At 62.1% G+C, this 21,688-nt stretch carries 20 protein-coding genes and 1 pseudogene; 8 read left to right on the top strand and 13 right to left on the bottom strand.

The genetic code is table 11. The features are described from left to right. Positions 1 to 51 precede the first annotated feature (51 nt). The 8 genes from HNQ36_RS10255 to HNQ36_RS10220 form a co-directional block, all read right to left on the bottom strand. A complete protein-coding gene (locus tag HNQ36_RS10255; RefSeq protein WP_184084407.1) occupies positions 52 to 3,240 on the bottom strand; it encodes a multidrug efflux RND transporter permease subunit in 3,189 nt (1,062 codons plus the stop codon). A gap of 268 nt (positions 3,241 to 3,508) precedes the next feature. Then, positions 3,509 to 4,723 (bottom strand): efflux RND transporter periplasmic adaptor subunit, encoded by a 1,215-nt coding sequence (locus HNQ36_RS10250; protein WP_046828247.1) that lies wholly within the window; start codon positions 4,721 to 4,723, stop codon positions 3,509 to 3,511. Positions 4,724 to 5,221: 498 nt separating this feature from the next. Further along, positions 5,222 to 6,007: a molybdopterin-dependent oxidoreductase gene (locus HNQ36_RS10245; RefSeq protein ID WP_184084405.1), complete on the bottom strand. Its 786-nt coding sequence runs from the start codon at positions 6,005 to 6,007 to the stop codon at positions 5,222 to 5,224. A gap of 13 nt (positions 6,008 to 6,020) precedes the next feature. Further along, positions 6,021 to 6,659: a cytochrome b/b6 domain-containing protein gene (locus tag HNQ36_RS10240; RefSeq protein ID WP_184084403.1), complete on the bottom strand. Its 639-nt coding sequence runs from the start codon at positions 6,657 to 6,659 to the stop codon at positions 6,021 to 6,023. 311 nt (positions 6,660 to 6,970) lie between these two features. After that, a complete protein-coding gene (locus tag HNQ36_RS10235) occupies positions 6,971 to 7,216 on the bottom strand; it encodes a hypothetical protein (RefSeq protein ID WP_184084401.1) in 246 nt (81 codons plus the stop codon). A gap of 160 nt (positions 7,217 to 7,376) precedes the next feature. Then, complete coding sequence (locus HNQ36_RS10230; protein WP_184084399.1) at positions 7,377 to 7,973, bottom strand: fasciclin domain-containing protein; 597 nt, start codon at positions 7,971 to 7,973, stop codon at positions 7,377 to 7,379. Positions 7,974 to 8,130: 157 nt separating this feature from the next. Beyond that, positions 8,131 to 8,385 carry a GIY-YIG nuclease family protein gene (locus tag HNQ36_RS26670; protein WP_184084397.1) on the bottom strand — a complete coding sequence of 85 codons (255 nt, stop codon included), beginning with the start codon at positions 8,383 to 8,385 and terminating at the stop codon, positions 8,131 to 8,133. Positions 8,386 to 8,648: 263 nt separating this feature from the next. Then, a complete protein-coding gene (locus HNQ36_RS10220; protein WP_184084395.1) occupies positions 8,649 to 9,404 on the bottom strand; it encodes an SDR family oxidoreductase in 756 nt (251 codons plus the stop codon). Between the two features lie 192 nt (positions 9,405 to 9,596). On the opposite strand from HNQ36_RS10220, the gene HNQ36_RS10215 reads away from it, so the two are divergent. Next, on the top strand, positions 9,597 to 11,123 hold the full coding sequence (locus HNQ36_RS10215) for a malonate--CoA ligase (RefSeq protein WP_184084393.1): 1,527 nt from the start codon (positions 9,597 to 9,599) through the stop codon (positions 11,121 to 11,123). On the opposite strand, the gene HNQ36_RS10210 is transcribed toward HNQ36_RS10215, so the two are convergent. Beyond that, complete coding sequence (locus HNQ36_RS10210; protein WP_184084391.1) at positions 11,124 to 11,984, bottom strand: sulfite exporter TauE/SafE family protein; 861 nt, start codon at positions 11,982 to 11,984, stop codon at positions 11,124 to 11,126. 275 nt (positions 11,985 to 12,259) lie between these two features. Here HNQ36_RS10210 and sdhC point away from each other — a divergent pair, with 275 nt between their 5' ends. Genes sdhC through HNQ36_RS10190 form a run of 4 tightly spaced genes read left to right on the top strand, consistent with a single transcriptional unit; the run spans position 12,260 to position 15,725 of the window. Beyond that, the gene (gene sdhC / locus HNQ36_RS10205; protein WP_184084389.1) at positions 12,260 to 12,655 is read left to right on the top strand and encodes a succinate dehydrogenase, cytochrome b556 subunit; all 396 of its coding nucleotides are present in this window, start codon (positions 12,260 to 12,262) and stop codon (positions 12,653 to 12,655) included. Then, a complete protein-coding gene (gene sdhD / locus HNQ36_RS10200) occupies positions 12,652 to 13,059 on the top strand; it encodes a succinate dehydrogenase, hydrophobic membrane anchor protein (RefSeq protein WP_184084387.1) in 408 nt (135 codons plus the stop codon). The genes sdhC and sdhD overlap by 4 nt, the downstream gene beginning before the upstream one ends. 3 nt (positions 13,060 to 13,062) lie before the next feature. Continuing rightward, on the top strand, positions 13,063 to 14,901 hold the full coding sequence (gene sdhA, locus HNQ36_RS10195) for a succinate dehydrogenase flavoprotein subunit (protein ID WP_184084384.1): 1,839 nt from the start codon (positions 13,063 to 13,065) through the stop codon (positions 14,899 to 14,901). A 41-nt stretch (positions 14,902 to 14,942) separates the two neighbouring features. After that, positions 14,943 to 15,725 carry a succinate dehydrogenase iron-sulfur subunit gene (locus tag HNQ36_RS10190; RefSeq protein ID WP_184084382.1) on the top strand — a complete coding sequence of 261 codons (783 nt, stop codon included), beginning with the start codon at positions 14,943 to 14,945 and terminating at the stop codon, positions 15,723 to 15,725. A gap of 113 nt (positions 15,726 to 15,838) precedes the next feature. Here HNQ36_RS10190 and HNQ36_RS10185 read toward each other — a convergent pair whose 3' ends face one another. Continuing rightward, on the bottom strand, positions 15,839 to 17,209 hold the full coding sequence (locus tag HNQ36_RS10185; protein WP_347339961.1) for an outer membrane protein: 1,371 nt from the start codon (positions 17,207 to 17,209) through the stop codon (positions 15,839 to 15,841). A gap of 88 nt (positions 17,210 to 17,297) precedes the next feature. Here HNQ36_RS10185 and HNQ36_RS10180 point away from each other — a divergent pair. After that, positions 17,298 to 17,447 (top strand): annotated as a pseudogene (locus HNQ36_RS10180) (succinate dehydrogenase iron-sulfur subunit); the annotation flags it as partial. Positions 17,448 to 17,597: 150 nt separating this feature from the next. Here HNQ36_RS10180 and HNQ36_RS10175 read toward each other — a convergent pair. From HNQ36_RS10175 to HNQ36_RS10165, 3 genes are all read right to left on the bottom strand, one after another. After that, positions 17,598 to 18,641 carry an alpha/beta fold hydrolase gene (locus tag HNQ36_RS10175; protein WP_184084378.1) on the bottom strand — a complete coding sequence of 348 codons (1,044 nt, stop codon included), beginning with the start codon at positions 18,639 to 18,641 and terminating at the stop codon, positions 17,598 to 17,600. 37 nt (positions 18,642 to 18,678) lie between these two features. Then, positions 18,679 to 19,176: a DUF1097 domain-containing protein gene (locus tag HNQ36_RS10170; protein WP_184084376.1), complete on the bottom strand. Its 498-nt coding sequence runs from the start codon at positions 19,174 to 19,176 to the stop codon at positions 18,679 to 18,681. A 97-nt stretch (positions 19,177 to 19,273) separates the two neighbouring features. Then, positions 19,274 to 19,693 carry an organic hydroperoxide resistance protein gene (locus HNQ36_RS10165; protein ID WP_184084374.1) on the bottom strand — a complete coding sequence of 140 codons (420 nt, stop codon included), beginning with the start codon at positions 19,691 to 19,693 and terminating at the stop codon, positions 19,274 to 19,276. A gap of 160 nt (positions 19,694 to 19,853) precedes the next feature. Between HNQ36_RS10165 and HNQ36_RS10160 the strand changes: the two genes are divergently transcribed. Both HNQ36_RS10160 and HNQ36_RS10155 read left to right on the top strand, forming a co-directional pair. Then, complete coding sequence (locus tag HNQ36_RS10160; protein WP_184084372.1) at positions 19,854 to 20,354, top strand: MarR family winged helix-turn-helix transcriptional regulator; 501 nt, start codon at positions 19,854 to 19,856, stop codon at positions 20,352 to 20,354. Positions 20,355 to 20,418: 64 nt separating this feature from the next. Then, positions 20,419 to 21,678, top strand: a complete 1,260-nt coding sequence (locus tag HNQ36_RS10155) for an adenylate/guanylate cyclase domain-containing protein (RefSeq protein ID WP_184084370.1) — start codon at positions 20,419 to 20,421, stop codon at positions 21,676 to 21,678. The last annotated feature ends 10 nt before the right edge of the window (positions 21,679 to 21,688 follow it).

Below are 21,688 nucleotides of genomic sequence, written 5' to 3'. Positions count from 1 at the left end.
TGGATCCCCGCTTTCGCGGGGATGAGCGGGGGCAGTGCGCTTCCGTAGTGCTTACGACGCCGACGACTGAGCCGGGCGCGAGCGGCGGAACATGCCGCGCAGCCGGTCCAGCTTCGATCCCTTCTCAGGCGTGACCTCGCCGTCGCGTTCGTTCTTCGAGAAGAACTTGGTCACCGCGACGAAGAACACCGGCACCATCAACAGCGCCAGCACCACGACCGCGATCATGCCGCCCATCACCGTGGTGCCGAGCGCCTGCTGGCTCCTCGCGCCAGCGCCGGAGGCGATCACCATCGGCAGCACGCCGCAGACGAACGCCAGACCCGTCATCAGGATCGGTCGGAAGCGCAGATGGCAGGCTTCCATCGTCGCCTGCATCAGCGGCGTGCCTTTCGCCCGCAGATCCTTGGCGAACTCGATAATCAGAATCGCGTCCTTTGCCGCGAGGCCGATGATCGTAATCAGCGCCACGGTGAAATAGACGTCGTTCGACAGGCTGCGCGACATCGCCGCCACCATCGCGCCGAGAATACCCAGCGGCACCGTCATCAGCACCGCGAGCGGAATGGTCCAGCTTTCATAGAGCGCGGCGAGACACAGGAACACGATCAGCGCCGAGAGCGCGAGCAGGAACGGCGCCTGCGAGCCCGACAGCTTTTCCTGCAACGATTGTCCGGTCCACTCGAAGCCGAAGCCGCGCGGCAGCTGCGCGGTCAGACGCTCCATTTCCGCAATCGCGTCGCCGGAGGTGAAGCCAGGCTTCGCCTCACCCGAGATACGCACCGACGGATAGTAGTTGAAGCCGACGATCTGGGTCGGACCGACGGTCCACTTGATGGCCGCGAACGACGACAGCGGCACCAGATTTCCGCGGCTGTTCTTGACGTTGTAGGACAGGATGTCCTGCGCGTTCATGCGGCCGATGCTGTCGGCCTGCACGATCACGCGCTGCATGCGGCCCCGGTTCGGGAAGTCGTTGACATAGGCCGAGCCGAGATTGGTCGAGATCGTGCTGTTGATGTCGGCGAAGGTGACGCCCTGCGCGGCCGCCTGTTCGCGGTCGATGATGAGCTGCACCTGCGGCGCTTCGGGCAGGCCTTCCGCATAGACATTCTGCAGCACGCGGCTCTGCTTGGCCTGCGCCAGCAGATCGTCCTTCGCCTTCATCAGCGCGGCGTAACCCTTCTGGCCGCGATCCTGAAGCCGGAAGGAGAAGCCCGACGAGTTGCCGAGGTTGTCGATCGGCGGCGGCTGCAGCGCCGAGACCTTGGCGTCCTTGATCGACTTCAGCGAGTTGTTGATGTCCGCGACGATGGCGGCGGCGGAATCGTTCGGGCCACGCTCGGACCAGTCCTTCAGCGTCACGAAGGCCTGCGCCGTGTTCTGGCCCTGGCCTAAAAAGCTGAAGCCGGTGAGGAACGTCACTTCATCGACGCCCGAGCGGTTCTTCAGGAACTGCTCGACCTTCTCCACTGCGGCCTGCGTACGATTGAACGACGATTCCGGCGGCGTCTGCACGTCCACCGTGATGAAGCCCTGATCGTCCACCGGCAGGAAGCCGCCGGGCAGCCGCGAGAAGCCGAACACGAGGCCACCGAGCAGCACCGCATAAAGGATCAGCAACCGTCCGGTGCGCTGGATCGACCAGCCGACCACGCGGCCATAGCCGCCCTTGGCGCGGTCGAGCCGGTTGTTGAACCAGCCGAACACGCCGGTCTTGGCGTGGGCATGTCCTGCCTTCACCGGCTTGAGCAATGTCGCGCACAAAGCCGGCGTCAGCGTCAGCGCCATCAGCGCCGAGAACGAAATCGCCGCGACGATGGTCACCGAGAACTGGCGGTAGATGATGCCGACGGAACCGGGGAAGAACGCCATCGGCACGAACACCGCGATCAGCACCAGCGTGATGCCGATGATGGCGCTGGTGATCTGCGTCATCGCCTTGCGGGTGGCTTCCTTTGGAGAGAGCCCCTCCTCGGACATGATGCGTTCGACGTTTTCGACTACGACAATGGCGTCGTCGACCAGAATACCGATCGCCAGCACCATGCCGAACATGGTCAGCATGTTGATCGAGTAGCCGAACAGAAAGAGCGTCGCGCAGGTGCCCAGCAGCGCGATCGGCACGACGATGGTCGGAATCAGGGTGTAGCGGATGTTCTGGAGAAACAGGAACATCACGACGAACACGAGCGCGACCGCTTCGAGCAGCGTGTGCACCACCTTGGTGATCGACGCCTCCACCACCGGGGTGATGTTGTAGGGAATGTCGTAGGTGATGTTGGACGGGAAGTACTTCGACAGGTCCTTCATCTTCTCTTCGACCGCGCTTGCGGTCGCCAGCGCGTTGCCGGTCGGCGACAGCAGAACCGACAGGCCGGCGCTCGGCTTGCCGTTCAGGCGCGTGGTGAACTGATAGCCCATGCCGCCGATCTCGATGCGCGCGACGTCACGCAGACGCACGGTCGAGCCGTCCGGATTGGCGCGCAGCACGATGGCGCCGAACTCGTCGGCCGAGCCGAGCTGTCCCTTGACCAGGATCAGCGCCGAGATTGACTGGTCCTTGCGGCTCGGTTCCGAACCGACACTGCCGGACGCGACCTGCGCATTCTGTGCCTGAATAGCCCTGGTAACGTCGTCGGCGGTGAGGCTGTAGCCGACCAGCTTGACCGGATCGATCCAGATGCGCAGCGAGCGCTCGGTCGAATACAGCGTGGCGCGGCCGACGCCGGGAATGCGGCGGACTTCGCCGAGCACGTTGCGGATCATGAAGTCGCCGAGGCCGACTTCATCGAGGCTGCCGTCAGTGGATTGCAGGGTGATGATCTGCAGTACCGCGCTGGAGGCTTCTTCGACCAGAATGCCCTGCTGGATCACGGCGCGCGGCAAACGCGCCTCGACGCGCTTGATGCGGTTCTGCACTTCGACGGAGGCGAGATTGGAATCGGTGCCCGGAACAAAGTTGGCGATGATTTCCACTTGTCCGAGCGAATCGCTGGTGGACTCGAAATTGAGAATGCCGGAAGCGCCGTTCAGCTCTTCCTCGATCAGCCGCGTGGTCGAGTTATACAGCTCTTCCGGTGACGAACCCGGATAGCTGGTCGAGATCGAGATCGAGGGCGGCGCGATGATCGGATACTGCGCAATCCCCAGGTACGGAATCGAGATCAGACCGATCAGACAAATGAAGAGCGCAACCACCCAAGCGAAAATCGGGCGGTCGATAAAAAAGGCGGGCATGGGTGTCCTCTAGAGTCCGAAGCAGTTCAAAAAGGGCGTCACACCCGCCCATCAGTTTTTTCGGCGGGAAATTTCATTTCCGTTCGTCCCCGCGAAGGCGGGGACCCAGGACAAAGAAAGAAACTGGATCCCCGCTTGCGCGGGGATGAGCGGAAGATGCATTCCCACAAGCAGGCCGCGCTGCGACCAAACTGTCATCCAGCAAAGCTGGACCCGCTGCGCTCGCAATGACGTGTGCGAGCCGCAGCTATCTTTTCTCAAATCGCGATCAGCGCACCTGCGACGGAGCAGGAACGCTTGCGGCCGCCGACTTGTCGAGCGGCTGGCCGGTCTGTTCGGACACACGCCAGTTGCTGGCCTTGACGGCATCGCCGACGGCGAACTTCTGGAAGCCTTCGACCACCACGCGCTGGCCGGGCTTCAGTCCTTCGGTGATCAACCACTGCCCGTCGACAAGGCCGCCGGTGCGAACCGGCTGCGCGACGACGCGGTTGTCGTCCTTCACCAGAAAGACTTCGCTGGCGCCGGACGAATTGCGCTGGATCGCCTGCGGCGGCACCACGATGGCGTCAGGGTCGCGGCCCTGTTCGATCATGACGCGGACGAACATGCCGGGCAGAAGTTCGCGGCTTGGATTCTTGAACTCGCCGCGCAGCGTGACCTGGCCTGTGCCGGCATCGACCTTGGTGTCGGAGAACAGCAGCTTGCCCGCCAGCGGAAACGGCGTGTTGTCGTCGAGCACGAGGCGAACCTTGACGGCGTCTTCCGAAACGCGGTCGAGATCGCCGCGCTCGAAATCGCGGCGCAGCCGGTTGAGATCGTTCACCGACTGGGTGAAGTCGGCGTAGACCGAATTGAGCTGCTGGATTGTCGCCAGCGCATTGGCTTCGTTCTGCACGACCAGCACGCCTTCGCTGAGCAACGCCGCGCCGATGATGCCGGAGATCGGCGCGCGGATCGTGGCGTAGCCGAGGTTGAGCCGCGCGCGCGAGACGTCGGCGGTGCGGGCGGCGACTTCCGCCTTGGCCTGCGCCAGCGTCGCGATCGCGACCTCGTTGGAGGCCTGCGAAGCGGTGTGGCTCTTGGTCAGGGTTTCGATGCGGCTGGCATGCTGCGCGGCCTGCTGCATCGCGGCTTCGGCCTTGGCGAGCGCGGCTTCCGCCGCCTGCAATTCAACTTCAAAAGGTTTCGGATCGATCTGGTACAGCGGATCGCCGGCCTTCACTTCACTGCCCTGCTCGAACAGGCGCTCCACGATAATGCCGGACACCCGCGGACGGACGTCAGCAACCCGCAGCGGCGCGATGCGTCCGGGAAGTTCCCGGAAGATGGCCTGCGGCGCGGATTTGACGGTGACGATGCTGACTTCGGGCGGCTCGGGAGGCTGGGAGGACGCGACGCTTTGGTCGTTACAGCCGGAGAGGAGGACTGCAGCCCCAAAAAGCAGGGCGAGTGACGTAATCCCGTTGGGACGCGCTGGCATTTCGTATCCTTCTTATTTTCGCATGGCCGAAACCCGGAGCGGCCGGGAACAACCCCTTAACGCGACCTGATTCACGATCCTTGCTGATAGGTCTCAGCATGAATCGTGCCGGTGTGCATTGCAACAACATCACACGGCGACCCGATGTCGCGGTTCGCTTAACTGATTGTTTTTTAAGGAGTTAACGCGCATTAAGATTGCTCACAATTACGTCAGCAACATGTGAAGGTGCGACTGCTTTTGAGGCAATAGTATGCAGGTACGGCAAATGCCTGTTTTGGCGGCAGCAGCGAATCACGCCCGCGTTTTGCGCATGGGTCGTGAGCGCGGCTGGATAACGACGCTCCCTGAGAGCCGCGTTCCTTGCGCAATGGGAGGAAATCTATCGGTCGTCCCGGCAAGCGCAGCGCAGGCCGGCGAAGCCGGACCCGCCAGGACGACGCAAAACACTGCAACCGGCTCGACGGTTGAGCTTTGCGATGAACCCGCCCAGCAGCCCTAGCTGCCGCTGAACGAGTTGTAGCCCTGGTCTTCCCAGTAGCCGCCCTTGTAGTCGTTGGTGACCTCCAGCGAGACCACGTATTTCGGGTTCTTGAACCCGAGCTTGGTCGGCACCCGGATCTTCATCGGGTAGCCATAGGCGCGCGGCAGGATTTCGTTGTCGAAGCGGAACGTCATCTGGGTCTGCGGATGCAGCGCGCTCGGCATGTCCAGGGGTGAATTGTAGCCGTCCACATCGGCGCAATTGAACCAGACGTACTTTGCCTTCGTGTCTGCGCCGACCAGTTGCAGGAAATGACTGAGCCGCACCCCGGTCCAGCTTCCGATCGCGCTCCAGCCCTCGACGCAGATGTGCCGCGTGATCTGGTTTTCCTGCGGCAGCTTGTAAAGTTCATCGAGCGTCCAGGACTTCTTGTTCTCGACCAGGCCGCGCACCTCGAGCTTCCAGGTGCTGCCGTCGATCTTCGGCGCATCCTCCAGCGCGTAATAGCCGTTGAACGGGAACGGCCGCGTGATCGCGCTTTCCGGGAAGGTCGGCGCCAGCGTGTTCGGATTGAACATCGCGGCCTGCACCGCGTCGTTGAATTTCGAGATTTGCGTCAGCATCGATTCAGCCGAAAAGCTGTCGGTGACATCGCAGCCGGTCAGCAGCGTCAGCGCGCCGAGGCTGGCGCCGCCCGCGATGAAGCGGCGGCGCGATAGCTCGGGCAACAGCTTTGTCGCGTCCCTGACCAGCAACTGCTTGTCGACGCCGGGAATCAGAAGTTTGCGGATGCGGCCCATGATGAGTTCTCCCTCAACGGCCAATAATCATGGCGCGCAGGCTTTTCGGCACCAGCAGCGCCAGCGCGACATGGATCACCAGAAACCCGACGATCGCGGCCATGCAGAAGAAGTGGACGTAACGCGCCGCCTCGTAGCCGCCGAACACCGCGGTCAGCCATTGCAACTGCACCGGCTTCCAGATCGCCAGCCCCGACAGCACGATCAGGATGCCGACCACGATGATGCCGGCGTACAGAAGCTTCTGCACATAGTTGTAGGTGGAGAGATCGGCGTGCGACAGCTTGCCGGTCAGCGCGGCCTTGGTGTCGCCAACGACGCCATCGATCGTGATCGGCAGCAGCTTCCTGCGGAACCGCCCGGTGATCAGGCCCAGCGTCAGATAGACCAGCCCGTTGACCATCAACAGCCACATCGCCGCGAAATGCCATTGCAGCGCGCCGCCGAGCCAGCCGCCCAGCGTGATCGAGCGCGAGAAGGTGAAACTGAACAGCGGCGAGGCGTTGTAGATCTGCCAGCCGGACATGATCATCAGGATCATCGCCACCGCGTTGATCCAGTGCACGATCCGAACCCAGGCAGGCTGGATGATCCTGTTTGTTGCTGCGGCCGGAGCCGTTGCCGACGAATGATCGGCGAAGATGCTGGACATGAGCGTTTCCGGTTTCACGATGTCACAAACACCATACGCGGCATTCTAGTCCCTGTTACGCCCCGCGTCGTCAAATTCGCGGGTCAAGGCAGTGGTGAAACGCCGCGATGGCCGTTCACAAAGCCGCGAGGGGGAGCGTCAGAGGGTACGACGACGCAATCCGAGAAGTGTCGTCCCGGCGAACGCCGGGACCCATCACCCCTGTCAGCGCGGTTGCAAAGGCAATTCAACTATCCTGCGACAAGTCGGTGGTTATGGGTCCCGGCTTGCGCTTCGCTGCCGGGACGACCCCGTTTGCGACCGACTGCTTCCTATTCGATGATGCGGAACCAGGTGGTCAGTTGCGAACTGTCGGACGCAGCCTCGAGCTCAGCAGCCGACAGTTTTTCAATTTGACGATTCACATCGCCGATCAACAACTCCGTTCCGGCGAGCGCCTGACGGGCGCACTCGTCCGAATGAGCATCAATAGGATTCTCAAGCAGCTTCTCGAACTTTTCCCGGTCCCGGATCAATCGCGCGAGGATCTCACCAAGAACCTCAAGCTGTTCGCTCATATACGTCAACGCGATGGCGATGACGCCCGTTCCATAGCTCGAAAGGACTACGGCCCGGATTCAAGGGCCTAATCGTGACAGCTCCCTCTCCCCGCATGGCAGGTCGAAGACGGGCGTGAACGCCCTTTCGCCGGGGAGAGGGAGAAGCGTGTCGTCAGCCTTACGACGCCGGCATCAGCACGGTGTCGACAACATGGATCACACCGTTCGACTGGTTGACGTCGGCGATGGTGACGGCCGATTTGCCGCCCTTGGCATCGATCAGCCAGACCTTCTTGCCGTCGAGCTTCACGGTGAGGGCTTCGCCTTCCACTGTGGTCAGCTTCTTGCCGTCGGTGAGATCGGCGGCGCTCAGCTTGCCGGGCACCACGTGGTAGGTGAGGATCTTGGTCAGCGTCGCCTTGCTCTCAGGCTTCACCAGCGTGTCAACGGTGCCGGCCGGCAGCTTGCCGAATGCGGCGTTGGTCGGCGCGAATACGGTGAACGGGCCCTTGCTCGACAGTGTGTCGACCAGACCCGCAGCCTTCACTGCGGCGACGAGTGTGGTGTGATCCTTGGAGTTCACCGCGTTCTGAACGATGTTCTTCGAGGGGAACATCGCCGCGCCGCCGACCATCACGGTCTTCTCGCCGGACATTTCACTCTTCATCATCTTGTCCTGCGCCTGAACCGGCACGGTGATGGAGGCCGTCAGGGCCAGCGCGCCGATTGCGGCGGCGGACAACAGAGCAACGCGGGTTGAAAGATTCTTGGACATGGTTTCGTCTCCCGATGAAATTGACAAGCCCGGCGGACATCCGCCGGGCGGCAACAGCAGCGGGTGAGATAGAGGATCGACCGCGCCGCTATTGTCCCCAGCTACGCGGGGCATTCGCAGTGCGTTTCAGGAAATAAATTTTCGGGAGTTTGAAACTTTATCGGGTTCCGCACGTGGCGCGGCATGACGGGCGCGTGAAACTGCTCTCGCGTCGTCCCGGCGAAGGCCGGGACCCATCACCCCTGTCAGGAAAATTGATGCGAGATGACAGCAGTCGATGAACTTTATACTTCGCGACGAAGGCTGAACCGTTGCCGACGCGATGCTGCTCAAGTCGATTGAGCATCGAATTGGTAACGCCGACGTATAGCGTCCCATGGCGATCGCTGGCGAGCATGTAAACGTGGTACATGCAGATAGATTAGGCTGGCGACCATTTCGCATTCAATCGTGATGCGGTGGTTATGGGTCCCGGCCTGCGCTTCGCTTGCCGGGACGACCAATCCAATATTCCCGGTCGCCCCGGCGAAGGCCGGGGTCCATCACCCCTGTCGAAGTAGTTGAAGGGAGATGTCCATCATCTGCTCTCAACAGATGGTTTAGTGGTTATGGGTCCCGGCATTCGCCGGGACGACGCTAGAATGGACCCGTCGCCCCGATTTTTTACCGCACCTCTCACAACAGCGTCGGATTCACAAAGCTGCGGTTGTGCGTCGGCGAGATCAAAATCTCGTTGATACAGGCATGCGGCGGCATGCTGGCGACGAATGCGATGGTGCGGCCGAGATCTTCCGGCTGCAGCATCTTCGCCATGTCTTCTTTCGAAGGCGGCACCGGACGCAGCTTCAGGATCGGCGTTGCGACTTCGCCGGGAGAGAGACAGCAGGCGCGCAGGCCGTTCTTGAATTCATCCATGTTGAACGAATGAGTCAGCGCCAGCACCGCGTGCTTGGTCGTGGTGTAGGCAGGCCCGGTCATTTTCGAAACGTGACGTCCCGCCCATGACGCGACGTTGATGATCACGCCGTCCTTCTGCGCGCGCATCGCGGGCAGCACCGCGCGCATGCAGTACATCACGCCGGAGAGATTGATATCGACCAGCTTGTCCCAGCCCTCGGTGGTGATGTCGTCCCAGCTCCGCTTCGGCACGTTGACGCCGGCGCTGTTGACCAGAAGATCGATGCGGCCGTGTTTCGCGACAATCTCCTTGGCTACCTTCTCGGCATCCGCGGCGCTGCTGACGTCGAGCGCCATCGCCTCGACCTTGCCGCCGGATTTGACGATGCTCGCTACAGCCTCGTCGAGCACATCCTTGCGGCGTCCGGAGATCACCACGGTCCATCCCTCCGCGGCCAGCGCCTCCGCACCGGCGAGACCGATGCCGCTGCCCCCGCCCGTGATCCAGGCCACACGTTTCTTGTTATTGCTCATGCCGGTTGTCTCCGTTGCCTTGTGAAGGATGGTTTTGCACGCGCGTATTCCGCAAAAGTGGATACCGGTTTTGCGGTTAGAATACGCGCAAACAATTGTAGCACTTCCAGCCGCTAACCGAATTCCACTCGACCGAAAAATACTCTAAGACGCGCGGGGTATCCCGATCACGTCCCGCACTGGAAATGTTGCATGAACGCCGCCGCGAACGCCAACCTGTTTTCACGCCTGTTCGATGGGCTTGCCGACACCGGCAGGCTCGCCATCGAGACCATGGACGGAACACGCATCAGCTATGCTGATCTGATCGCACAATCGGGACGCGTGGCAAATTTCATCACCTCACGCGGGGTCAAGCCGGGCGACCGTGTTGCAGCGCAAACGGAAAAGTCGGTCGAGGCGCTGGTGCTGTATCTGGCGACGGTGCGTGCGGGCGCGGTGTACCTGCCGCTCAACACCGCCTACACGCTGAACGAGCTTGAATACTTCATCGGCGATGCCGAGCCGTCGCTGATCGTGTGCGATCCGTCGAAGGCGGACGGCATCCGCGCGCTCGCCGCCAAATCCGGAGCGGAGGTCGAGACGCTCGATGCCGACGGCAAGGGATCGCTGAGCGACGGCGCCGCGAAGGCCGCGCCCGATTTCACCACCGTGCCGCGCGCGGGCGATGACCTCGCCGCCATTCTCTACACCTCGGGCACCACCGGCCGCTCCAAGGGCGCGATGCTGACCCACGATAATCTGGCGTCGAACTCACAAAGCCTCGTCGATTACTGGCGCTTTACAAAAGACGACGTGCTGATCCACGCATTGCCGATCTATCACACGCATGGGCTGTTCGTGGCGAGCAACGTCACGCTGTTCGCGCGCGCGTCGATGATCTTCCTGCCGAAGCTCGATCCCGAACTCATCATTAAATTGATGTCTCGCGCCACCGTGCTGATGGGCGTGCCGACGTTCTACACGCGGCTGCTGCAAAGCCCGAACCTCACGAATGCATCCACGTCGCACATGCGGCTGTTCATCTCCGGTTCCGCGCCGCTGCTCGCCGAGACCCACCGCGAATGGTCGGCGCGCACCGGGCATGCGGTGCTTGAGCGCTACGGCATGACCGAAACCAACATGAACACGTCGAACCCCTACGACGGCGACCGCGTGCCGGGTGCTGTGGGCTTCCCGTTGCCGGGCGTGTCGGTGCGCGTGACCGATCCGGAGACCGGAAAAGAACTCGCGCGTGACGAGATCGGCATGATCGAGGTCAAGGGCCCGAACGTGTTCAAGGGCTACTGGCGCATGCCCGACAAGACCGCGGCGGAGTTTCGCAAGGACGGTTTCTTCATCACCGGCGATCTCGGCAAGATCGACGCGCGCGGCTATGTCCACATTCTCGGGCGCGGCAAGGATCTGGTGATCTCCGGCGGCTTCAACGTTTATCCGAAGGAAGTCGAGAGCGAGATCGACGCCATTCCCGGTGTGACCGAGTCGGCGGTGATCGGCGTGCCGCATGCGGACTTTGGCGAAGGCGTCACGGCAGTTGTGGTCGGCGACAAAAAAACGCCGCTCGACGAAGCCGCTGTGCTGCACGCACTCGACGGCCGGCTGGCGAAATTCAAGATGCCGAAACGCGTGATCTTCGTCGACGACCTGCCGCGCAACACCATGGGCAAGGTGCAGAAGAATGTGCTGCGCGACACGTATGCCGGGATTTACAAGAAGTAGCTAAACACCGAACGCCAAACTCACCACGAAGCGCGAGCTGACAACCAGCAAGTAAATCCCGAACGCGATTTCGAGTTTGCGCTTGGTGAGAAAATGCGCGACGCGCACGCCGAGCGGCGCGACCAGCAAGCTCGTCGGCATCACCAGCGCCGCGCCGATCAGCGAGATGTAACCGACCGCGAACGGTAGTTGCAGCGCCGCCACTTCGGGAAAGCGCGACGCGGCGGGCCAGCCTGCATAGATGTAGCCGAGCGCGCCGGGGATCGAGATCAGCACCGCGAGGCCCGCCGACGTGCCAATCGCCTGATGGATCGGACGGCCGTAGAAGGTCATCAGCAGATTCGAGAACAGCCCGCCGCCGATCCCCATCAAGGTAGAGAGCAGGCCGATGAAGAATCCATAGACCTTCATGAAAATGCCTTTCGGCATCTCATCGCCAAGCCGCCAGTTCTCCTTGCCGAGCAGCAGCCGGGCCGCCGCCGACCACGCCACACCGACGAACACGACCTTGAACAGTTTCTCGGGCGCGTAGCGCGCGATCACGCTGCCGAGGATCACGCCGCCGAGCACCGGCAGCGCCCACCTCTTGAGGATGTCCATGTCGACACTGCCGCGCTTGTGGTGGGCCTGCCATGAGCGGATCGAGGTCGGGATGATGATGGCCAGTGACGTGCCGATGCAGAGCGCCATCCGCGCGTCCATCGGGACGCCGGCGATGCGGAAACATTCGTACAGCACCGGCACCAGCACGGCGCCACCGCCGATGCCGAAGATCCCGGCCAGAAACCCTGCCAGCGCGCCGGTCGCCAGCAGCAGCAGAACAAGTTCAAGCAGTTGCGGGGTGGTCAGACCGGCGATCATGCGGCGGCCTTGTCGCCGGGATGCCCAAGCATTTCAATCCATTTCCAGAGCGCGCGGTGAATCCCGCTTCAGGTGTGTTTGCGGGTTCTGTGGTATACGAGAAACATGTATGCCAGAAGGACTAAACTGCGGATAAAGAAGCGGTTTTAGATTCAATCCTTGGTCAATTCTGCGTTGCGCTCGTTCCGCCTTCTCCGTAAATAGAAGCCCTCTAAGAACCCGGTCCCGCATAAAAAGTCGGCAGCTTTGGTCTGCTGCAAACCTTAAAGTCGCGCATGGCACCCAGGATCGACCGTCCGCTTTCACCTTTCATGACCTACCGCTGGACGCTGACGATGGCGATGTCCATCGTCCACCGCATCACCGGTATCGCCCTTTATGTCGGAACGCTGTTGATGGCGTGGTGGCTGATCGCCACCGCCTCCGGTCCCGGCGCCTACGCCAATATCCAGGGCTTCACCTCGAGCTGGATCGGGCGCGTCATCGTGTTCGGTTACACGTGGGCACTGCTGCATCACATGCTGAGCGGCATCCGGCATTTCATCTGGGATCTCGGCTACGGCTTCGGCCCGAGCGAGCGCGAATGGCTCACCCGCGCCGCCCTGATCGGCTCCATCACCCTGACGATCGTGGTGTGGGTCGTCGCTTTCGCAGTGGGAGGCGGACGATGAGCGCCAACAACGCCAAGCCGTCTGCCTCGATCCGCACGCCGCTCGCCCGCGTCCGCGGACTTGGTTCCGCGAAAGCAGGCACCTCGGACTTCTTCCGCCAGCGCGTCACCGCGATCGCGATGGTGCTGCTGTTCGTACCGGTGATCGTGATCATCATGTCGCTGCTCGGCCGCAATCAGGCCGGCGCGGCGCAGATCCTCGGCTCGCCGCTGGTCGCCGTTATCATGATCCTCTTCATCATCGCCAGCGTCTGGCACATGAAGATCGGCATGCAGGTCGTGCTGGAAGATTACGTCACCGACGAGAAAACAAAGCTCGCCGCGATCATCGCTAACAACTTCTTTTCGGCGGCGGTCGGTCTCGCATCGATCTACGCCATTATCAAACTGTCGTCGGGAGTTTAATTGATGGCATCGAATGGCCAGAGCACGCCCGGCACGAACGGCAATGCTAACGGGAAGGCTGCCTACGCAATTGAAGACCACACCTATGACGTGATCGTCGTCGGCGCCGGCGGCGCGGGTCTGCGCGCGGTGGTCGGCTGCTCGGAAGCGGGCCTGCGCACGGCCTGCATCACCAAGGTTTTCCCGACGCGGTCGCACACTGTCGCGGCGCAGGGCGGCATCTCCGCCTCGCTCGGCAACATGCACAAGGACGACTGGCGCTGGCACATGTACGACACCGTCAAGGGGTCGGACTGGCTCGGCGATCAGGACTCCATCGAATACATGGTGCGCCACGCGCCCGAGGCCGTCTACGAACTTGAACACTGGGGCGTGCCGTTCTCGCGCACCGAAGACGGCAAGATCTATCAGCGTCCGTTCGGCGGCATGACGCTGGACTACGGCAAGGGCCAGGCCCAGCGCACCTGCGCCGCCGCCGACCGCACCGGCCACGCCATGCTGCACACCATGTACGGCCAGGCGCTGCGCCATCAGGCTGAGTTCTTCATCGAGTTCTTCGCCATCGACCTGATCATGGACGATCAGGGCGTCTGCCGCGGCGTGATCGCGCTCAAGCTCGACGACGGCACGATCCATCGCTTCCGCGCCCAGACCACGATTCTCGCCACCGGCGGCTACGGCCGCGCCTATGCCTCATGCACCTCGGCGCACACCTGCACCGGCGACGGCGGCGCGATGGCGCTGCGCGCCGGCCTGCCGCTGCAGGACATGGAGTTCGTCCAGTTCCACCCGACCGGTATTTACGGATCGGGCTGCCTTGTCACCGAAGGCGCGCGCGGCGAAGGCGGCTATCTCGTCAACTCGGAAGGCGAGCGCTTCATGGAGCGCTATGCACCGTCGGCGAAGGATCTCGCGTCACGCGACGTGGTCTCGCGCGCGATGACCATCGAAATCCGCGAGGGCCGCGGTGTCGGCAAGAAGAAGGATCACATCTACCTTCATCTCGACCATCTCGATCCGAAGATCCTGCACGAGCGCCTGCCCGGCATCTCGGAGTCGGCGCGCATCTTCGCTGGCGTCGACGTGACCCGCGAACCGATCCCGATGATCCCGACCGTGCACTACAACATGGGCGGTATCCCGACGAACTATCACGGCGAAGTCGTCACCAAGAAGAACGGCGACGACAACGCGGTGGTCCCGGGCCTGATGGCGGTCGGCGAAGCCGCCTGCGTGTCGGTGCACGGCGCCAACCGTCTCGGCTCGAACTCGCTGATCGATCTCGTGGTGTTCGGCCGCGCCGCGGCGCTGCGCTGCGCCGAGAGGCTCACCGCCAATGCCTCGCAGCCGGACCTGCCCGCCAGTTCCTCGGATCTCGCGCTCGGACGCCTCGATCATTTCCGCCATGCCGCGGGCGGCACGCCGACCGCGAAGCTGCGTGAGAACATGCAGCAGGTGATGCAGAACAACTGCGCGGTGTTCCGCACCGGCGACGTTCTGAAGGAAGGCCAGGAGCTGATCCACAAGGTTTACGGCGGCATCGGCGACATCGGCGTGTCCGACCGTTCGCTGGTGTGGAATTCGGATCTCGTCGAGACCCTCGAATACGACAACCTGATTTCTCAGGCCGTGGTGACGATGGACTCAGCCGCCAACCGCACCGAGAGCCGCGGCGCCCATGCCCGCGAGGATTTCGCGGATCGTGACGACAAGAACTGGATGAAGCACACGCTGTCGTGGATCGACGACAAGGGCAACTCGACCATCGATTACCGCCCGGTGCACGACTACACGATGACCAACGACGTTCAGTACATTCCGCCGAAAGCGCGCGTTTACTGATCGCCGGATAGAGTTAAGCGAACAAGCGAAGGTTCGAGACCATGGTTCAATTCACACTGCCGAAGAACTCCACCATCTCTGGCGGCAAGGAATGGCCGAAGCCGGCCGGCGCGACCGAACTGCGCGAGTTCAAGGTCTATCGCTGGAATCCGGACGACGGAAAAAATCCGGGCATCGACACCTATTACGTGAACACCCACGATTGCGGGCCGATGATTCTCGACGCCCTGATCTGGATCAAGAACAACGTCGATCCGACACTGACCTTCCGCCGCTCCTGCCGCGAAGGCGTCTGCGGCTCCTGCGCCATGAACATCGACGGCCAGAACACGCTGGCCTGCACCCGCGCAATGGACGAGGTCGAAGCCGGACCGATCAAGGTCAATCCGCTGCCGCATCAGCCGGTGGTGAAGGATCTCGTGCCGGATCTGACCAACTTCTACGCCCAGTACGCCTCGATCGAGCCGTGGCTGCACACCACCAGCCCCACGCCGCAGAAGGAATGGAAGCAGTCGCCGGAAGACCGCGCCAAGCTCGACGGTCTTTACGAATGTATTCTCTGCGCCTGCTGCTCGACCTCGTGCCCGAGCTACTGGTGGAACTCTGACCGCTTCCTCGGCCCGGCCGCGCTTCTGGCCGCCGACCGCTGGGTGAAAGATTCGCGCGACGAGGCCACCGGCGAACGGCTCGACAATCTGGAAGATCCGTTCCGGCTCTATCGCTGCCACACCATCATGAACTGCGCGAAGGCCTGCCCGAAGGGTCTCAACCCCTCGGAAGCCATCGCCGACCTCAAGCTGAAGATGGTCGAACGGCAGGTGTGATCGCCGAGCCATCGCAGGAAATCAAAATGCCCGCTTCTTGAGAAGCGGGCATTTTTGTTGTTGAACTGATCAATCCGCTTTCGACTGCAACGTCCTTTCAGCGCGCCGCAGGATCAGAGCTTGAAAGCGACGCCGACCCGCACCTCGTCAACGGTCAAATCAACCGTATTCGACACCGAGTGACGATTGGTCGCCTGCCCGTAGGGGATGTAGCGGTATTCGGTCCTCAGAATCAGGTGATCGCTCACCGCATATTCCAGTCCCGCGCCGGCGGTCCAGCTTGTGAAGCGCTCGTCGAAAGCATGCTGCGGCCCGGCGAAATGAATGGTGTGACTGTGATCGGTCCCTGCGACGCCTACCGTGATGTAAGGCAGGAAGTTGCCGAACGCAAAACCAAGCCGCCCGCGAACCGACCATGCATTGTCCAGCTCCGACGTCACCCGGAGTCCGGGATGGACCCTGCCCAGATGATCAATCAAGGCACCCCCGCCAACCATCTTTGAAAGCAGAACATCTCCCTCAATGCCGAGCACGGTTCGGCCGAATTGGAAATTATAGCCAGCATAAATCCAGGGCACTGTCCCCGATGGATTCAATGGAACATAATCTGCCGGGCTGGCGAGACCTACGTAGGTTGACTGGCTCCGGTTAAAGCCGGCCAGCGCACCGGCATAGAGACCGCTCCAGACGACAGGCGGCGCATTCGAAAATGAGAGCGCGCGGTCGATCGACGAAGAAGGAGCGCCGCCAAACTTCAAGGCCACGCCTGCACGGAACTCGTGGTTTGTGACGGACGCATCCGAAAAATGAATTCCCGTGCCGACTCGCTTTACCTCAAATTTCTCGCCGAGGTCGGTGTAGCGGTACTCGCCACGCAAAATCAGATTGCCAAGGACAGCGTATTCGAGCCCGGCGCCTGCGGTCCATCCGACCCGTGTTTGCTGGTTGTCGTGCGTGATGCCCGGGCTGCCGGGCAAAACGTAAGGAAAATTGACGCCTGCGAACGTCACGCCGCCGGCGATGTAGGGCATCACATTGCCGAACGCATAACCCACGCGTCCGCGAACGGAGGCCGTCCAGTCGATTTCAGATTTCACAGTGCTATCATCGAAAGGATTGAGCACCGACTGGCTGCGCAGCCATGTCTTTGCGAAATCGGCTTCGATGCCAGCCATCAATCCGCCGGACTGAAAATTGTATCCCACATACGGCCCGACCACGCCTCCGGTCATGTCCATCGGAACCCCCGGTTGAGGTGACCACGGAGGCGTGGACGCATAGTGGCTGTGGCCCCAGCCATGGCCAACCTGCACGCCGATATATGCGCCGGCCCAGGAGTAGGACGGCACATAGGCAAACGGACGGGCTGAAATTTCCTGGGATTGCCCCGGCGCTGCGATGGCGGCCAAACCAACGGCCGAGATGCCAAGGCGACCAACGATCCCGATCAATCGATCGTATTTTCTTTTTCTTGAACAATGCACGGAAGCGCCCCCGACGAAGCCAGTTAAGCGTTGATCCGCTATCCGCTTGCATCCCAATCGGTGGGCAAATTCATTTGTCCACAAGATATCCGGCGAGCGGATCGACAACCTGGAAGATCCGTTCCGGCTCTATCGCTGCCACACCATCATGAACTGCGCCAAGGCGCGCCCGAAGGGTCTCAACCCCTCGGAAGCCATCGCCGACCTCAAGCTGAAGATGGTCGAACGGCAGGTGTGAGGTTGCTTCCGTTAAGTGCGATTCGATTTACTCTTCGTCATGGCCGGGCTTGTCCCGGCCATCCACGTTTTTAACGGGCTTTCGAAGGCAAGACGTAGACGCCCGGGACAAGCCCGGGCATGACGACTGTGGGTTCGCCGGTCGCTCCAATCAAAATCCGTCGACGTCGATCACGGCCTGCGCAAACGCCTGCGGCACTTCCTGCGGCGGGTTGTGTCCGACGCCGCCCGTGAGCAGCCGGTGCTGATACCTGCCAGTGAACTTCTTCGCATAGGACGCAGGCTCCGGATGCGGCGCACCGTTGGCGTCGCCTTCGATGGTGATGGTCGGCACGGTGATGGTGGGACCTTGCGCGAGCCGCGCTTCGAGATCGTCATACTTCGCTTCGCCTTCGGCAAGGCCCAGTCGCCAGCGATAATTGTGAATCGAGATCGCGACATGATCCGGATTGTCGAGGGACTTGGCGCTGCGCGCGAAGGTCTCGTCGCTGAAATTCCACTTCGGCGACGCGAGCTGCCAGATCAGCTTCGCGAACTCATGGGTGTTCTGCTGATACCCGGCGCGGCCCCGCTCCGTGGTGAAGTAGAATTGATACCACCACAGCAACTCGGCCTTCGGCGGCAGCGGCTTCTTGTTCACCTCGCGGCTGCCGATCAGATAACCGCTGACGGACACCATCGCCTTGACGCGCTCCGGCCACAGCGCCGCGACGATGTTGGCGGTGCGCGCGCCCCAGTCGTAGCCGGCGATGACGGCTTTCTGAATCTTGAGCGCATCCATCAAGTCGATGATGTCGACGGCGAGCACCGCCTGCTGACCGTTGCGCGGCGTGTCACTGGAGAGAAAACGCGTCGTGCCGTAGCCGCGCAGATGCGGGACAATGACGCGATAGCCCTTCGCCGCCAGCAGCGGCGCAACATCGGCAAAGCTGTGAATGTCGTAAGGCCAGCCGTGCAGCAGAATGACAACGGGGCCATTCGCGGGACCGGTTTCATAATAGCCGACATTCAGCGTGCCGGCATTGATCTGTTTGATCGGGCCCATCGGTGCCGAAGAAACGGATGAGGCTGGAGCCGCTGCGGTTTGTGCGTGGGCGGACTGGATCAGTCCGAATCCCGTTGCGGCGAGTGCGGCCGCGCCGGTGCCCGCAGTCTGAAGAAAGTTTCGGCGGTTCGCGTTGATGAAGCCGGACATGGAAGTCTCCTGTTGTCGTTGTACGTTGCGGGAACCGTCACGCAGCCTGCTGCAGGCGAGACTGAAGATAGCTGACCGTCCACGCCGACACAGCGCCGAGCACCCCGGCGGGACCCAACATCGCCAGCAGGGACAGTGACGACATTTGGGCAGACGCGAAAAAACTGATCAGCCCCAGGAAATAGGCAAGCGGGTTGTTGATCGGTGACAGCGAGCGAAGGCTCATCACAACGATCACAACACCGAAGACGGCGAGCGGCGCGGCAGCACTGCCGAGCGCTGGCGTCAGGAATTCGATGACCACACCGGTCCCGAGCCCGAAGGCCAGACCCAGCAGGAACGAAACCAGGTTTGCAGCCCCTTCACGCGTGGTTTGCCCGCTGATGCTGTAGCCAACCCAGCCGAGAAACGCAGCCCAGGTGGGCAGACCCATAACGATCGTGACGAAGGTGGCGACAGCGGCCACCACGGCCGTGATCAGCGTGGTCGAATGAAAGTCGCTCTGAGGCGAGGCGCGGGTAAGTGCGTAAGTCATTTTGATGCTCCGTGAGAGACAAGGCCATGCCCGGCATGGCCGACAGCGAGGGCGAAGGAAGCCTGCCCTGAATCTTGGGGCAGGCTTCGGTTCCGGCTCACACCAGATTCAGTTCGACGTTGATGTTGCCGCGCGTGAGCTTGGAGTACGGACAAATCTGATGGGCACCGTCCACCACGGCGCGGGCGACATCGCGGTCCAGACCCGGCAGGCTGACGTTGAGGCGCGCCTGCAGGAAGTATTCGTCGCCCGCCGTTCCGAGATCCACTTCCGCGTCGACGGCGAGGTCGGCGGGCAGCTTCACCTTGAGGCCACTGGCCGCGCGATTCATCGCGCCGATAAAGCAGGCCGACCAGCCGGCCGCGAACAGTTGCTCGGGATTGGTGCCCTGCCCGGCCGAACCGGGAGGCGACAGCTTGAGGTCGATGCGGCCGTCGGACGAGCGGGATGCGCCATCGCGGCCGCCGGTGGTGTGAGTCTTGCCGGTGTAGAGCACCTTGTCGATCTGGGTGATCATGATGTGGTCCTTGAGGTTGAACGCAGTTAACTCGTATCCGATTTAATCGGATGCGGTGTAAATACGCCGGCCGTCCGAGATGTCAACCCTTCCGATTTAATCGCATCCGATATATATCAGGCCCGAAGGATCACGTTCCCGTGTGCCCGGAGGACCGGCGATGACAACCGCAAAGGCAAGACAGTCCGCAGCGAAAGCAGCGGCGCCGAAAACCGCTCCAAAGACAGACCCGCGGCTCCAGGACTTCCTGTGTTTCGCGATCTATTCGGCCAATCTCGCCTATGGGCGGGCCTACAAGCCGATCCTCGAGGAACTGGGCCTCACCTATACCCAATACATCGCCATCGTGGCGTTGTGGGAGCAGGACAACCAGACCGTCAGCAGTCTCGGCGAGAAGCTGTTCCTCGAATCCAACACGCTAACGCCGATCCTGAAGAACCTCGAGGCGATGGGCTATCTGCGCCGACGCCGCGATCCCAAGGACGAACGCCAGGTCGTGGTCAGCCTGACCGATGCCGGCCGCCGTGTGCGCGAGAAAGCCCTGCCGATGAACCTGGTGAAAGAGTCAGGGCTGACGCCCGACGAGTTCGCGAAAATGCAGAAGGGCATCGTCGCGCTGCGCAACAATCTCATCAAAGGGACAAAGGGCGCGGCAAGGTAGCGGCTTTCGCCGGTCTTTCCGGATATTGCCTTGAAACATCACCAATCCCGCGCGATGAATCCGTATGGATCTATCTTCCCGGCTCGAGATCATGAACTGGCTGGCCGGCGCCGGCCTGTCCGGCGTTGCTGAAACCGACCTTGTGCGCGGGTTCTGCGAGCGCAGCAGGGCGGCCGGGCTGGAGCTGTCGCGCGGCATCGTGTTCATCGACACGCTGCATCCGGTTTTCGAGGGCCGCGGCTTTCGCTGGAGCGACGTCGAGTCCAATGAGAGCGACCTCTTCGAGTATGAGTCGACCAGCGAAGGGGAGGCCGCCGAAAACTGGCGGCGCTCGCCGTTCTACACCATGCTTCAAACCGGCCAGAACGAACTCTGCATCGACAGCGATGACGAGCACTTCAAGATGACGACGAAGCTCGTCGGAGACGGGCACAGGCACTTCGCGACGTTCATTCACCGGTTTGGGGATGCCGGAATCATCGGCGAAATGGACTGCGTCTACTCGCTCTGGTGCATGCGCCACGAGAACGGCTTCAACGAGGACACGCTCGGCGCGATGCGCGACCTCGTGCCCCTGCTCGGGCTGGCGGTGAAATCGGCCGCGCATGCCCGCATCGCCCGCACCATCGGTCACGTCTATCTCGGCCGCGATGCCGCCGAACGGGTTCTCAGCGGGCGCATTTCACGCGGCGTCGCCGATCGCATCAATGCGGTGCTGTGGTTTTCCGACCTGCGCGGCTCGACGGCGATCGGCGAGGCGATGGACCCTGCCGAGATCATTCCCTTCCTCAACGATTATGCCGACGCGGCCATCAGCGCGATTCACGACGAGGGCGGCGACGTCCTCAAGCTGATGGGCGATGGCGTGCTCGCCATCTTCAATGAAGACGACATGGGCGCGGCACGGCGCGCGGCGCTGCGCGCGGAGAACCAGTTCAGAAAGAATATTCAGGTTCTCAACGAACGGCGCGCGTCCGAGAACAGGCCGACCACCTCGGCCTATGTGGGCCTGCATGTCGGCGAGGTGTTCTACGGTAATATCGGCAGCGAGGAGCGGCTCGACTTCACCGTGGTGGGTCCGGCGGTCAACGAGGTCAGCCGCATCGCCTCGATGTGCCGCACCATCGAGCGCGAGCTTCTGGTGTCGTCGGCGTTTCTCGCCGGGATCAATCCACCCGGAAGCGCACATTTCGTCTCGACCGGGCGTTACGCGCTGCGCGGGATCGGGCGGGCGGAGGAACTGTACACGCTCGATCCTGAAATCAGGGCCGATGGGCAGGCCGCCAGCCGGTTCGAGCAGTATCTGCAGGATCGCAACCGCTGAGCCCTTGAAA

Origin of the sequence: Afipia massiliensis (genome assembly GCF_014203115.1) — a bacterium.
Classification (GTDB): domain Bacteria; phylum Pseudomonadota; class Alphaproteobacteria; order Rhizobiales; family Xanthobacteraceae; genus Afipia; species Afipia massiliensis.
Note: the sequence above shows the minus strand (reverse complement) of the source record. Positions and strands in the feature narration are given on the sequence as shown.

Excerpts from the sequence above, each read along its gene's own strand:
- HNQ36_RS10215 (WP_184084393.1), top strand. The coding sequence starts at position 9,597 with ATGAACGCCGCCGCGAACGCCAACCTGTTTTCACGCCTGTTCGATGGG.
- HNQ36_RS10235 (WP_184084401.1), bottom strand. The coding sequence starts at position 7,216 with ATGAGCGAACAGCTTGAGGTTCTTGGTGAGATCCTCGCGCGATTGATC.
- HNQ36_RS10170 (WP_184084376.1), bottom strand. The coding sequence starts at position 19,176 with ATGACTTACGCACTTACCCGCGCCTCGCCTCAGAGCGACTTTCATTCG.
- sdhD (WP_184084387.1), top strand. The coding sequence starts at position 12,652 with ATGAGCGCCAACAACGCCAAGCCGTCTGCCTCGATCCGCACGCCGCTC.
- HNQ36_RS10255 (WP_184084407.1), bottom strand. The coding sequence starts at position 3,240 with ATGCCCGCCTTTTTTATCGACCGCCCGATTTTCGCTTGGGTGGTTGCG.
- HNQ36_RS10155 (WP_184084370.1), top strand. The coding sequence starts at position 20,419 with ATGGATCTATCTTCCCGGCTCGAGATCATGAACTGGCTGGCCGGCGCC.
- HNQ36_RS10190 (WP_184084382.1), top strand. The coding sequence starts at position 14,943 with ATGGTTCAATTCACACTGCCGAAGAACTCCACCATCTCTGGCGGCAAG.
- HNQ36_RS10210 (WP_184084391.1), bottom strand. The coding sequence starts at position 11,984 with ATGATCGCCGGTCTGACCACCCCGCAACTGCTTGAACTTGTTCTGCTG.
- HNQ36_RS10165 (WP_184084374.1), bottom strand. The coding sequence starts at position 19,693 with ATGATCACCCAGATCGACAAGGTGCTCTACACCGGCAAGACTCACACC.
- HNQ36_RS10240 (WP_184084403.1), bottom strand. The coding sequence starts at position 6,659 with ATGTCCAGCATCTTCGCCGATCATTCGTCGGCAACGGCTCCGGCCGCA.
- HNQ36_RS10175 (WP_184084378.1), bottom strand. The coding sequence starts at position 18,641 with ATGTCCGGCTTCATCAACGCGAACCGCCGAAACTTTCTTCAGACTGCG.
- sdhA (WP_184084384.1), top strand. The coding sequence starts at position 13,063 with ATGGCATCGAATGGCCAGAGCACGCCCGGCACGAACGGCAATGCTAAC.
- HNQ36_RS26670 (WP_184084397.1), bottom strand. The coding sequence starts at position 8,385 with ATGTACCACGTTTACATGCTCGCCAGCGATCGCCATGGGACGCTATAC.
- HNQ36_RS10220 (WP_184084395.1), bottom strand. The coding sequence starts at position 9,404 with ATGAGCAATAACAAGAAACGTGTGGCCTGGATCACGGGCGGGGGCAGC.
- HNQ36_RS10250 (WP_046828247.1), bottom strand. The coding sequence starts at position 4,723 with ATGCCAGCGCGTCCCAACGGGATTACGTCACTCGCCCTGCTTTTTGGG.
- sdhC (WP_184084389.1), top strand. The coding sequence starts at position 12,260 with ATGGCACCCAGGATCGACCGTCCGCTTTCACCTTTCATGACCTACCGC.
- HNQ36_RS10160 (WP_184084372.1), top strand. The coding sequence starts at position 19,854 with ATGACAACCGCAAAGGCAAGACAGTCCGCAGCGAAAGCAGCGGCGCCG.
- HNQ36_RS10230 (WP_184084399.1), bottom strand. The coding sequence starts at position 7,973 with ATGTCCAAGAATCTTTCAACCCGCGTTGCTCTGTTGTCCGCCGCCGCA.
- HNQ36_RS10245 (WP_184084405.1), bottom strand. The coding sequence starts at position 6,007 with ATGGGCCGCATCCGCAAACTTCTGATTCCCGGCGTCGACAAGCAGTTG.